General features: G+C 25.7%; 12 protein-coding genes. 5 read left to right on the forward strand and 7 right to left on the reverse strand.

The genetic code is table 11. From position 1 onward, the window contains the following. Positions 1 to 11: 11 nt before the first annotated feature. Positions 12 to 1,142 carry a hypothetical protein gene (locus OY14_01730; protein AJA90176.1) on the forward strand — a complete coding sequence of 377 codons (1,131 nt, stop codon included), beginning with the start codon at positions 12 to 14 and terminating at the stop codon, positions 1,140 to 1,142. 10 nt (positions 1,143 to 1,152) lie between these two features. Here OY14_01730 and OY14_01735 read toward each other — a convergent pair whose 3' ends face one another. From OY14_01735 to OY14_01760, 6 genes are read right to left on the reverse strand one after another with little or no spacing between them, the layout of a single operon-like run. Continuing rightward, a complete protein-coding gene (locus OY14_01735) occupies positions 1,153 to 2,952 on the reverse strand; it encodes a membrane protein (protein ID AJA90177.1) in 1,800 nt (599 codons plus the stop codon). 12 nt (positions 2,953 to 2,964) lie between these two features. After that, positions 2,965 to 3,915: a membrane protein gene (locus OY14_01740; protein ID AJA90178.1), complete on the reverse strand. Its 951-nt coding sequence runs from the start codon at positions 3,913 to 3,915 to the stop codon at positions 2,965 to 2,967. Between the two features lie 34 nt (positions 3,916 to 3,949). After that, positions 3,950 to 4,438 (reverse strand): transcriptional regulator, encoded by a 489-nt coding sequence (locus OY14_01745; protein ID AJA90179.1) that lies wholly within the window; start codon positions 4,436 to 4,438, stop codon positions 3,950 to 3,952. A 43-nt stretch (positions 4,439 to 4,481) separates the two neighbouring features. Further along, positions 4,482 to 5,075: a hypothetical protein gene (locus OY14_01750; GenBank protein ID AJA90180.1), complete on the reverse strand. Its 594-nt coding sequence runs from the start codon at positions 5,073 to 5,075 to the stop codon at positions 4,482 to 4,484. Beyond that, positions 5,068 to 5,799, reverse strand: a complete 732-nt coding sequence (locus OY14_01755; GenBank protein AJA90181.1) for a 16S rRNA methyltransferase — start codon at positions 5,797 to 5,799, stop codon at positions 5,068 to 5,070. The genes OY14_01750 and OY14_01755 overlap by 8 nt, the downstream gene beginning before the upstream one ends. A 3-nt stretch (positions 5,800 to 5,802) precedes the next feature. Then, positions 5,803 to 7,230, reverse strand: a complete 1,428-nt coding sequence (locus tag OY14_01760; GenBank protein ID AJA90182.1) for a peptidase S41 — start codon at positions 7,228 to 7,230, stop codon at positions 5,803 to 5,805. A gap of 493 nt (positions 7,231 to 7,723) precedes the next feature. Here OY14_01760 and OY14_01765 point away from each other — a divergent pair, with 493 nt between their 5' ends. The 4 genes from OY14_01765 to OY14_01780 all read left to right on the forward strand — a co-directional run bounded on the left by OY14_01765 (position 7,724) and on the right by OY14_01780 (position 12,373). After that, positions 7,724 to 8,866, forward strand: a complete 1,143-nt coding sequence (locus OY14_01765) for an ATP-binding protein (protein ID AJA90183.1) — start codon at positions 7,724 to 7,726, stop codon at positions 8,864 to 8,866. Further along, positions 8,866 to 9,852 (forward strand): diacylglyceryl transferase, encoded by a 987-nt coding sequence (locus tag OY14_01770; protein AJA90184.1) that lies wholly within the window; start codon positions 8,866 to 8,868, stop codon positions 9,850 to 9,852. The genes OY14_01765 and OY14_01770 overlap by 1 nt, the downstream gene beginning before the upstream one ends. A 20-nt stretch (positions 9,853 to 9,872) precedes the next feature. After that, positions 9,873 to 11,885, forward strand: coding sequence for a periplasmic protein (locus OY14_01775; protein AJA90185.1), 2,013 nt, complete (start codon positions 9,873 to 9,875; stop codon positions 11,883 to 11,885). 104 nt (positions 11,886 to 11,989) lie between these two features. Next, complete coding sequence (locus OY14_01780; GenBank protein ID AJA90186.1) at positions 11,990 to 12,373, forward strand: methylglyoxal synthase; 384 nt, start codon at positions 11,990 to 11,992, stop codon at positions 12,371 to 12,373. A 40-nt stretch (positions 12,374 to 12,413) separates the two neighbouring features. On the opposite strand, the gene OY14_01785 is transcribed toward OY14_01780, so the two are convergent. Continuing rightward, positions 12,414 to 13,001 (reverse strand): outer surface lipoprotein, encoded by a 588-nt coding sequence (locus OY14_01785; protein ID AJA90187.1) that lies wholly within the window; start codon positions 12,999 to 13,001, stop codon positions 12,414 to 12,416. Positions 13,002 to 13,030: the final 29 nt, after the last annotated feature.

Below are 13,030 nucleotides of genomic sequence, written 5' to 3' on the forward strand. Positions count from 1 at the left end.
AAAGAAAAAACTTGAATAATTTTATGAGAATAAAAAACTTAATATTAATAGCAATTTTATTGCTTAGCACTGGCTGTTCAAAAAACAATAATATAGTTGTACTAACCGATAATAAAAAAATACCATTTTATATAAATCAATTTAACGTCGAAAATAAACTAAATTTTATAATTAAGTTTAGAGATAGCATTGATCTACAAACAATAGAAAAAGAAAATGCACAAATAATTATTTCTAAAAACATTAGCAATGCAAACATTATTAACTATTTTAAATCTATAAAAATCAATTATAATCCAGATTACCCCATCTTAAAACACATTTTCAAACAATTCAACTATAAAATTATTCCATTAAGCTTTGACCTACCTATCTTAATCTATAAGAATACACATAACATTAAAAAATACATAAACATTAAATATTTAAAAAAAGAATACGACAACTTCATTAAAGAAGGAAAATTTTTCATATCACCCTATATTTCCGAAAATTTGTTTTATGTGATTTCTGAAATAAACGATGTAAGGTTTTCTTTTGAAAAGAACAAATTAAATTACAATGAAAATAAAATTTCAGAAATGCTAGAATACTTCTCATCATTTTTAAATGCAAAACAAATAGATTTGCAAAAAGATTTCTTCAATAAATATAGTTACCTTAAACTAAGCAAAATATTACTTGATAAAAAATCTCTTTTAATAACAGGATTAAGTGACCTAAATTTCTATAATAGCTTAAACGAACAAGAAAAAAACCAAATAAAATTTTCATATTTAACCAACAATAACAATGAAATTGTTATCTCAAGCCCAAACTTTATTGGGATTATAGAAACATCTATTTTGACTAAAAAATTTATCAACTGGATTTTAGATAAAAATACCCAAAAAAACTTAATTAGTTTTAACAACAAATCTCAATCAAATACATGCTTTGGGCTTGCAAATGGCTTTACTCTTTACAAAGGATTAAATTTAAAAATAACACAATCAATTGACGAAATATCTCCTTTTATTATTGATGAAACTCAAATCAATGCCTATTCTTATATATTAAATAAAAAAACTATTGAAAAAGAAAATTTACTAATAAATGAGTGGTTTTTCTCTAGAATTAAGAATATAAAAAAAATTAAATAGCCACAATAAATTAAATATGTGTTTCTTTATAATTTAATGTTATTATTCTAAAAATAAAGAAACACAATAGCATAGAAAGAATAGTTAAAGATATATAAACGCTATTAAATACATATATAATAAGAGAGGTAAAAATAATTAAAAAATAATTTATAAAAAAACAAGTAATTCCTGAAAAAATAGCTATCATTAGTGAAACTAGAAAAATCATAGCCTTAGAATTGAAATTAAACTCTATTTTAGAAAATAAAGAAATAAAAAAAGCGCCCATTAAGACTAGTAAAATGGGAGAAATTAGCAAAACCAAACTTAAGGAAAAAATATTAATTAATTTTAAATTCAATATAGTAACCTTATGAAAAGCACTTGGCAAATTTTGAATTTTTAAAAAAAATCCAACTTCAGTAAAATTTGAAAATAAAGCTAAATTTTCTACATTCTCATTAATCTTGATAACTTCTAAAACGTTCGTATCAAAACTATTCATAGACACAAAAACTTTAGTAAGAGTGATTTCACTCCACTCATTGTCTTTGTCTAAAACATTTTGATATACAGAATTGCCTCTTAAAGTAGCAAATGGGATTTTAATATGCAATACAACATTTCCTGTTCTATTAAATCTAATAAGTTCAAAATTTTTTATTATTTTAGAATAACGATTGAGTGCTACAACTTTTTGCATATAAATATAATCATAAAAACCTCTATTAGAATCTGATTGCAATAAAAACACATCGTTTATTCCATAATATTCAAAATATTTTTCAATCTCATCAAAAAAAAGATATTTTTTTCTAAGCTTTTCAAGCGATTTGTTTTTATAATTCAAAATTTCATTATCACTAGGTAATAGTTTATGAAGATTTGAAAAACCGTAATAAGCTAATTTAAATTTGTCAGTATTAAGATACAAAAAATTTTTTTGCTTTTCTTCAGAAATTAACTGCATTCTCTCTTTTTGCAAATTTCTATTTTCATTAATAAACTTTAAAGTCAAATTTAAAAGCGCAACAAAATTATCGTCTTTTGTTGCAACATAAGCAATATAAGCAAAGTAATTAGCGGTATAATAATCACTTTGAGAAATAAATCCATTGACAATATTAAAAAAATCTTGCTTTTTAAGGCTTTGCAAAGGATATAAGGAAAAAGTTTTTTTAATCTTTTCCAAATCAACATCATAATTTGGAATTTTATTATATTCAGATTTCACTAAATAATAGTTTGTTAAAAGCTCCTCATTATTTACATAAATAATCCGCATTTTATCATATATTCTAATCAAATCTTCAAGATATTTTCTTTTTTGCCTCATTGAATCTACTAAATCAGAGGATGCAAAAAATCTATTTGAAGACAAGCTTATATCTATATTTTTAATCTTAAGAGATATTTTATTTGCCTCATTCTCAAGAAGATTATACCTATCATAACTAAATTTATACTCATTTCTCTGGGTAATTATATAAGGCAATATTAAATTAAATATAACAGTAAAAATAATCCCTATAATAAAAAATAATAATAAAAATGCATAAAGCCTAGAAAACAAATAACCATTATATGTTTTTAAATAAACCTTTATCTCTTGCTGAATACAAAAAGCAAAGAAAATACAAACAATAAAAATAAAAAACCCATAAAAATACTTATAAAAAAGTAAAATAGAATCAAAAAAAGTTGCTATTAATCTATGCTTTTCTAAAAAATTTTCTCCAAAAAAGTAAGAATAACTAAAGATTAAACCTAGAAAAAAAAATAGAAAAATAATAAAGTTGCTCAAAAATGCATATATTTCTCTTTTCATAAGCTTTAATAACTAACTACCCTTATATAAATTATTATCTAAATCTTTACTGATTTTAATATATTCTGAAACAAAGCCAAATAAGTAGGTAGAAAAAAAAGTTAAAACACAAAAAATAAAAGGAATAAAATCAGAAACCATGCTCTTTCCTACTATTATGTTGTAAATCTTAGGAAACTCAATCGAATAGATATTATAAATTTTTAAAAAAAGTATAATAAAAATAGGATAAAGAAAAATTGCAAAACTACTTGAAAAAATGAGATTAAAAACATAAGAGAAGGCAAATAATAACAAAGAAATTCCCAATATATTAAAAATCAAATTAAAATAATTTAGTGAGAGTAAAAAATTATTCAAAATTTTTAAATCTCTAAAAAGATAATCAACAAAATTATTATAAATCTTTTGATCTACAAAATTATTCTCAATAAAATCAATCTTACTAAAATCATAAAGATCTGATCTATAAGTAAAACTTTTATCTTTTTCGTCATCCTCTGAAACGATTAAAACTCCACTAAAACCATAAAATTTAGGTTTATTGCTAGAAAAGATTATTTTGTCACTTAAAAAATGCACAACTTCATCTTTAAGAATAAAATTATTATTTCTATTAATATCAATAAAGTAAGAATTAAAACTGCGACTAACCAAAAATCCTAAATAAGAAAATAATACAATAAAAATAAAGATAATAAAATAAAAAGAAAAAACCTCCCTAGAGGATTTTAACAACACCCCATCAAAAGGGCAAGGCACTCTCATAAAAGTAACAACAAGTGACAAAGGGAAAGAATAAATATAAGAATTGTAATAAAGACTGTAGCTAAAAATAGAAAAATTAAAATGCAAAAACTTATATTTTAAATAAAACGTACAGATAAACATTAAAGAAACAAGGCAAAATATTAAAATAAATCTATAAATTATTAAAAAGATCAATCTTAAAGAATCAAACACAGCAAATCCTCCCCCTCAAAAATTGAAGAAACTTTTAAGCCTTTTTACTGTCGACCAAAATATTTTTAATCTTCTTCTTAGCCTCATCAAAACTAATTTGCAAAGCTAAGCTAATCTCGTGCTCCAATATTAACTCAAAATCATTCAAAATCCTCTTTTCATAAAAAGGAAGTTCTTTTTGAGTAGATTTTTTATATAAAAACTTATATAACTTTGCTGTATCCAAAATATCGCTCTTTTTATAAAATTCATGACCACCATCTTTTATTTTTTTTGAATCTATTTGACCTTCGAAGTCTTTAATAATCTCAAAGACTTCTTCTACCTTTTCTCTACTAACCAAAGCTCTAATTCCAAAATCATCAACCTTAGCAACAGGAACCATAAAAATCATATCGCTAAATGGAAAATGTATTTCATAATAATCAATAATCTCACCATTAAACTCTTTAGTTTTAATATCTTTAATAGTACCTACTCCATGCATTGGATAAACTACCGATTGATTTAGCAAAAATGCCATACTTACCTCATAAAATATAGAAAGACAAATTAAAATTAAAAACTCATAAAAAAACACTTAAATTAGTTCTAATATTAAATTTATTTTCATAAAATAAATTTTCAAGATACCTATCATTACAAAAGCTTATTATTACACTAGGAGTAAGTTTATTAATATTTGCAAAAAACATTTCTTTATTTCTCTTTACAGCTTTTAAATCATAATACCCAATAAAACTAATTTCTTTATGAGATTCTTTCAATCTTAAAAATTTCTTCTTTGAAATAACCTTATCCTTGTCAATAATATAACATGTTTTATGAGCATTTTCTAGTATCCCCATTAAAATAAGAAGCACTGTATTTGAATCATAACAATCAATATTAACTCTTTTAAAAATCCTACAAAAAAATCTTACAATCTTGGAATTTAAAAAAACAAGAGAAGAATTTTTAATGCGATTTCTAAACTTTTTAAAAATCAAAACCTTTAAAAAAGCTTTAAACCCGATAAAAACTACTATTGAATGATAAGGATGCCCTGATAGATACGCAAACCTACTTATAAGCTTACTGCGACTATCAAAAACATCTATGGGTACGCCTAAAAAATAAAATCTGTCTGGTTTTGAATATATATCTTTTAAATTAGCCATTACAAACCTCTAACAATGCCTTAAAATAAACAAGCGAATAAATAACAGCCGTATCTGCTCGCAAAATTGGAGTGTCAAACTTAACAAAATTAAAGCCTTTCTCCTTGAAAAAGGAAATTTCTGCATTTGAAAAGCATCCTTCAGGACCTATTATAATTCCAATTTTACTAAAATTGTCAAAACTTTCATTCTTGCTTAAAAGCACCCCACTTTGATGAGCAACATAATATTTAGTAGTACAAAAAGAATAAGGCGCAGAAAAAAAACTATTATAAAAATTAATTTTAGGAACAATTTTATTGCCGCTTTGCTTTAAGGCCTCGTTTATTATTTTTGAAAATCTTAAAGTCTTAGCAGATGTATTGCTTATATCTATTTTGGACACAGAATGATCTGAATTGATAACATTAATCTCTGAAACTCCAATTTCAACAACCTGCCTTAACACAGAATCTATCTTTTTACCCTTTAAACTAGAAATAAAGATACTTATCTCAAAATTATTTTTTTCAATTTTCTCTATTTTATTGGTAGCAAACTTAATAAAATCACTACCAATCTCAACTATTTCTGACGCTCTTAATTCTTTATTTTTTAAAAGAATGTTCAGCTTATTACCCTTTTTAAGTCGCCTTACATTAATAAGATGATGATATATTTTTATATCATTAACAACAATAAAATTGCCTGATAAGCAATTCTCATCCAAAACAATTTGTTTCACAATTTAATTATCCATTTTAGATAAATACTCACAAGCCGCTTTTAAAACCTTGTCATAATGTAGATTATAAATTGGTAGTTCTTTATTATTGTCTTGATAATAATTAAAAAACACATACTTGCCTAAAAATTCTTTATCAATTTTATATTTTGGATTCTCTTTAACAAGATTCTCAACAAAAAAATCAATCTCTTCTTCAGTAATAGACTTTTTATCCTTCAAAAAGCCCTCTACTAGCTTTTTATCAAAAATTTCTTTGTATATTAACGCTTCCTCTTCAGAAAAATTCGGTGATTTTATTTCCAAATCAGGCTCAATCCCAACCTTGTGAATACTCTTTCCAGATGGGGTATAATACTTTGAGCTTGTAATTTTAAACCCGCCAGTATAAAAAGGAACTACATGCTGAATAAGCCCCTTACCATAAGACTTTTCGCCTATAATATATGCCCTATTATTATCTTTTAAGGCCCCTACAAAAACCTCTGATGCTGAAGCTGATGATCTGTCTATTAAAGCAACGATTTTTATATCCGAAGGCAAAATTTGCTTTGAACCCGCCTTATAATCAATAGGCTTACTAGAATTTCTTGATTTTGTAGACACAATAGTTCCTCTAGACAAAATATCATCTGCCATTTTTATAGCTGCTTGAAAATATCCTCCAGTATTAAGCCTTAAATCCAAAACTAGAGATTTAATATTTCTATTTTTAAGATCGTCTAAAGCTTTGCTAAAATCTACAGAAGTATGTGGATTAAAGCTTACTATTCTTACATAACCAATATTTGGACTAATAACATCATACTTTATTGTTTGTATTTCTATCTTTTCTCTTGTAAGTTCAAAATCTAATGCCAAATCCTTTCCTCTAAGAATAGATACTTTAACTTTTGTGCCCTCTTTGCCTTTTAGTAGATCAACAACTTGATCTACCTCCATAGAAGAAACACTCTTGCCATCAACAGCAGTAATACAATCCCCAGACTTAATTCCAGCCTTATAAGCTGGACCTCCCTCAAAAGGTGTAACAATAGAAACACAAGAGTTATTAGGATCAAGATCTTTTATATTGTCTTGTTTATCTTGAGAGCGCATTTTTTTTATTATAGAAATCCCAATGCCAACATAATCTCCCACTGTTGTTTTTGAAATTTCTTCTAAATCCTTTTTTGTCAAATATTGAGAATAAGGATCGCCTAAAGCTTGAAATATTCCTTTTAAAGCACCTTCAAAAATTACCTCATCGCTTACAGGATCAACATAATTTTCTTTTACAAATTCAAAGGCTTGAATCATCATCTGCTCATAATTAGATCTTGATAGCTTATTATCAGATTCACCAAAAGCAAAAATAGATTCAACAATAACTAAAGAGCTTATACCTAGAGTCAACAAAAAATACACAAATATTAAAAATTTATCTTTCATTTATTCATTCCTAATGCAAAAATTAAAACTTGATTTTATTTTCATAATATAATATTTTAAAACTATGTTAAACTCACACTCTAAAAAAAAACAATGCCTTCTAAGAGTAAGCCTTATTATATTGCAAATAATTGAAAGCCTTTTAATTTTAGCCTTACTATACCAAGCCATTAATAAGTTAATCTTTATTAATAATTACTCCATAAAGTTTATGCTAACATTTATTTTATACTCGCCTGAATTTTTTATGGCCAATTTAACACTGTATTATTTTATCTACGAAAAATTTAAAATTCTTCACAACATTATAGTAATAACTAAATTATTCCAAATAATATTGACATTATTATTGTTTATCTTAGGATTTACTTTTAAAGTATACGCCTATCAAACCTCTTTAGCTATGCTCTTGGGAATTACTTTAGTTTATCTAGCATTTAATGTAACAATGTTAGCGCTAATTAAAGCAAAAAGAAAAACAGCGGAGTAAGACTTGATTATTATTCCTGTAGCTAGTGGTAAAGGGGGAGTTGGTAAATCCCTTTTCTCAGCAAACATAGCAATTTGCCTGGCAAACGAAGGAAAAAATGTCTTGCTTATTGACCTTGACCTTGGAGCATCTAATTTACATTCAATGTTAAACATTATACCCAAAAAAAGTATAGGCACATTTTTAAAAACAAAGATCAATTTCTCAGACATTATTATTGAATCTGGAATTAAAAATCTAAACTTTATTGCAGGAGACTCCGACATCCCAGAACTTGCCAATATAGCTGCTTCTCAAAAAAAAACTATAATAAGCAACTTAAAAGCTTTAAAATATGATTACTTGGTGATTGATCTTGGCGCAGGAACAACCTTTAATATCATAGACTTCTTTTTAATGTCAAAAAGAGGAATAATAGTAACAACACCAACAATAACAGCTACAATGAATGCGTATTTATTTCTTAAAAATATAATATTCAGACTGTTATCAACAGTATTTAAAAGAGGAACAAAAGGAAATGAAATTCTTATAACAATAAAACAAAATTCAATCGATCTTCAAAAAATATATATACCTAATTTGTTGTTAAAACTAGAAAGCAAAGACCCTGAAAATTACTCTAAATTTAACAAACTATTTAAAAAAATTAGTCCTTTTATGGTATTCAATATGCTAAAAACTCCTAATGACATTGAAAAAACCGAAAAAATAATAAAATCAGCAAAAAACTATTTAAGCATAAATTTACAAAGCATAGGAGCAATTTATAAAGATGAACTCGTAGATCAGGCCTTAAACAATAAAATTCCCATAACTATATACAAACCTACAAGCTCAACCTCTAAAAGTCTAAAAAAAATTGCAAAAAATTTGATTGAAATTGAAGATTTAACAAATGATGCTGAGCTTTTAAACGAAGAAGACTTAAATGAAAGTTATGATTTTGTACTAAGAGAAGCACAAGAAGAATATATTCAAAAAATTGAATATCTTGAATCGTTGATAAAAAACAAAACAATAGACAATAGCGAAATTATTGATATAATAAAATCTCAGAAAAGAGAAATCGAAACCTTGAGAAAGCAAAATATGTTATTTAAAAAAAAGCTTTTTGAAAAGCTTGAAAAGACTAAGGAGGTCTAATGCCAAATTATATAAATTACCCAAGTTGGTTACACCCTGAAGTAATTCAAGGCATCCCAATTACATGGTATAGCCTATCTTACATTTCTATCATACTAATTTCTTACAAGTTTATTTGGTATCAAATACAAAAAGACAATATTGATATCAAAAAAGAACATTATGAAACATTTATGTTCTCACTTGTACTTGGAGCAATTTTAGGAGGAAGATTAGCAGCTACCTTAGTTTACGACAAATCAGGAATTTATTATTCTCATCCTTGGTTAATACTTTTACCATTTGATCAGCATTGGAATTTTACAGGCTTTAGAGGAATGGCCATACATGGTGGTTTTTTAGGAGTAATAATTGCTCCTCTAATCATAATAAATACAAAGCTTAAAAATACAAATGTAAAAAAATATTTTCTAAAACTCACAGACTATGGGGCAATAGCTTTTTCTTCTGGTTACATACTTGGAAGACTTGCTAATTTTGCAAATGCAGAACTTTATGGAAGAGTAATAAAAGGAGGAATAATATTTCCAAATGCAGAACCACTTGACACAAATATACCAGGCGTAAAAGAATTTGCATCATCCGTAGGGCTTGAAATCTTGCCTCATGACCTGCTAATCAACCTCCCAAGAATACCTTCTCAACTTATTGAGGGATTTTTCGAAGGTCCTGTAACTTTTATGTTATTATGGTTTTTATTTAGAAAAATCAAAAAATACGATGGATTTATTTTTGGTGCATATATAATGCTTTATGCTTTTTTCAGATTCTTTATTGAATATTTAAGAGAGCCAGACAAAGAACTTGGATTTATAATAAATTACAAGCCAATTAAAAATCTATCCGACTTTTCTTTTTTAAACATATCAATGGGACAAATACTTTCACTAACACTAATGTTTTCAGGCTTGATCTGGATAATAGTCACTAAAAAAATCGCAGTTAAAAAAATAAAAAATAATACTAATTTAAAATACAAAAATTAAAATAAGAGCAAACCAATAAAATGAAAGGGGTTAATAATTATCAAAATATAAATTCTGTTGTAATTTCTAAAAACGAAATTGATATTAAAGACCTTATAAAGCTCAAATCTATTTTCAACTTAATTCAAATCGTAAAATCTGAAAAAGCTTTATATAGTGAATATGTAAAACAAAATAATATTAAGTTCGCTATTATTTATAATTATGAAAAACCAATAGATTTTTCAATAAATATCGCAAATGAATTAAAAAATACAAACAAAATCCATTCTATCATAATTAGTAATGAAAAATTTGATGAGGAATATTTAAAACTTAATCACATAGAAATAATAAAAGATATAAGCGAATTAGAATATAAGCAAAGCTTGATACACCAAAAAAAAATATTTTGTGATAACAAAAATACAACTCTAGATTTCTTCTTAAATTTATCTGAACTCATAAAAGAAATAGTAATTATTACAAACATAGAAAATGAAATTATTTATATCAACGAAAAAGGAAGCAAAGATCTTAATCTTCCAATGACAACCTCTGGAAATACAATCAAAGTAACCGACATAGATATTAGAGATTGGGAAAAGTTGAAAAAAATAGATTTAAGTCATCATACAAATTCTATTCCTGAATTTAAAAACATATTAATAACCGATTGTCTTTTAACTTTAAAAAATAATAAAAAATTAAATGTAGATATATTTATTAGCACAATTGCTCAAAACAATATTGATAAATTAATAACAATCAAAGAAATACCAAACACTAATGAAATAGAAAACTATAAATACCTAGAAATTATTGATTCACAAGATGAGATGCAGAATATCAAAGAAATTGAAAAATTACTAGTAAACCAAATGGGTACTTACAAAAAAAACAGAATATACTTGCTTAATTTAGACCTATCCTTAACAACAGAATATGAATACAAAGAAGACAAAGAAAAACTTCACATAAAAATACTTAAAATAATGTATTCAAAAATAATGTCGTTGTATTCTGAATACATCTTTAAGTTAAAAAATAACAATTTAATAGTAATTATATGCACAAGTGGCGGTGAAAAACGAATAATCTCAATTGCAAAAAAAATAAAAAAAACAATTACGTTAGCATTAAAAAAAGAAGGTATTATTATATTTGAATTCAATATCGGAATAATAGAAGTAAATTTAAAAGAAAACTTAGAAATTAAAATCCCTAAATTAATGATGGCTACAAAAATATCATCTGAATACAAAGAATCTAGTCCTATTGTGTACAAAGAAGAACTTCCAGAAGCAGTAATTTTAAAAAATCAAAATAAAATTTTTCAATATATACTCAAAGCAATAAAAAATGATTTTTTTACTCTTTATTACCAAAAAATAACTCCTCTTAAAAAGAACTTAAAACCTAAAATAGAAATCTTGACAAGACTTTTTGACCATATGGGGAAACCAATACCAAACGATCAAATTTTCAGCTTAATAGATAAATATAATTTAACCGTTGAAGTTGATAAATTGATAGTTAAAAAGGCTTTAAGAGAATACAAAAGCTTTGTATCAAAAAATGGAGTTCACATTTTTTCAATTAACATATCTCCTTACTCACTAAAATCTCAAAACTTTCGAATCTTTTTAAAAGATACTTTATTGAAAAGTCAAATCCCACTTCAAAATATATGCTTAGAAATAACAGAAACTGGAATTCTTGAAAATTTTGAAATAATAAATAAATATTTCCAAGAATTAAAAGGTTTTGGAATCAAGCTTGCACTTGATGATTTTGGAAGCGGCCATACATCACTCTCATATATAAAAACACTGCCAATAGACTTGCTTAAAATAGACGGATCTTTTATAAAAGCAATAAACTCTAGCGAAATAGATTTTGTAATAATAAAATCCATTAAAAAAATAGCAGATACAAAAAATATAAAAATTATTGCCGAATTTGTATATAACGAAGAAATACTAAAAAAAATAAATGAACTAGAAATAGACTATGGACAAGGATTCTTATGGCACAAACCAGAACCAATATAAATTCTAAAAAACAATAAAATCTAAAAATGGTACTATGATTAAATTTGTTAATTTTTATTAAATTTCAATAAAAATTATTTTGCATTGGAAAAGGAATAAAATTAATGGGGAAAAAAATAGCATTAATTGCACACGACAAAAAAAAAGACGATTTGGTAAATTTTGTAAAACAAAACCATCTCTTCTTATCCAAATTCAAGCTTATTGCAACAGGAACAACAGGATCCAGAATTCAACAAGCTACAGATCTTGAGATTATTAAATACAAATCAGGACCTATGGGGGGAGATCAGCAAATTGGGGCTGAAGTAGCTGAAGGGAATATCTTAGCTATATTCTTTTTTAGAGATCCACTAACAAGCCAGCCTCATGAACCAGACGTATCTGCTCTTATTAGACTTTGTGATGTACATAAAATACCACTTGCAACCAACGTAAAAACAGCAGAAATTTTAATAAAAGGGCTTGAGAGCTTGATTTCAAAATAGGCTTTAATTTTAAATTAAAGCCTAAATTCAAAAATATAAATTAATTCATCATCATAGGTGAAATTTTTACAACACCATCAATAATATAATTAACAGATTTAAGAAAAGTCTTGGCATCTGGATTGCTCTCATCTACTGTAACTTCTAATTTTGAATTTTTAATATCAAGATCTCTAAAAGTACCAATAAGATCGCTTTTTGCACCATGTAAATTGCTATTTATAATCTTTGTAAAATCAGAGGTAATCCCAACAAAAATAAAAGCTTCTTTGCCAGAGATACTAATTGGAGCTTCTCCTGCATATATATTGTCATAAAAATAAACTATTAACTTTGCATCCTTCTTTGAAGGTATTGTTTCAAAATATCCATCTTTTTCAGAAAAATAAAAAACCTTTATATTTTTCCCCAAACTTTTTCGATCATTTTTTGAATGAACTACTCCCATAGCATGAAAAATATGCCCAATGGTGTGTTCATCTATTTTAGAGGCCTCATTAAGCTCAGAAGGATTGTCAACTTCTTGCTCTTCAACATACTCACTTGAGCTGTCTTTTGAAGTACACCCAATTATTAAAAATAATAAAAAACCTATTAAATAGTTTTTAAAAAAACCATTCTTATACATAAAAATTCTCCCTTATGATTTATTTATCA

This window comes from Borreliella chilensis, assembly GCA_000808095.1.
Classification (GTDB): Bacteria; Spirochaetota; Spirochaetia; order Borreliales; family Borreliaceae; genus Borreliella; species Borreliella chilensis.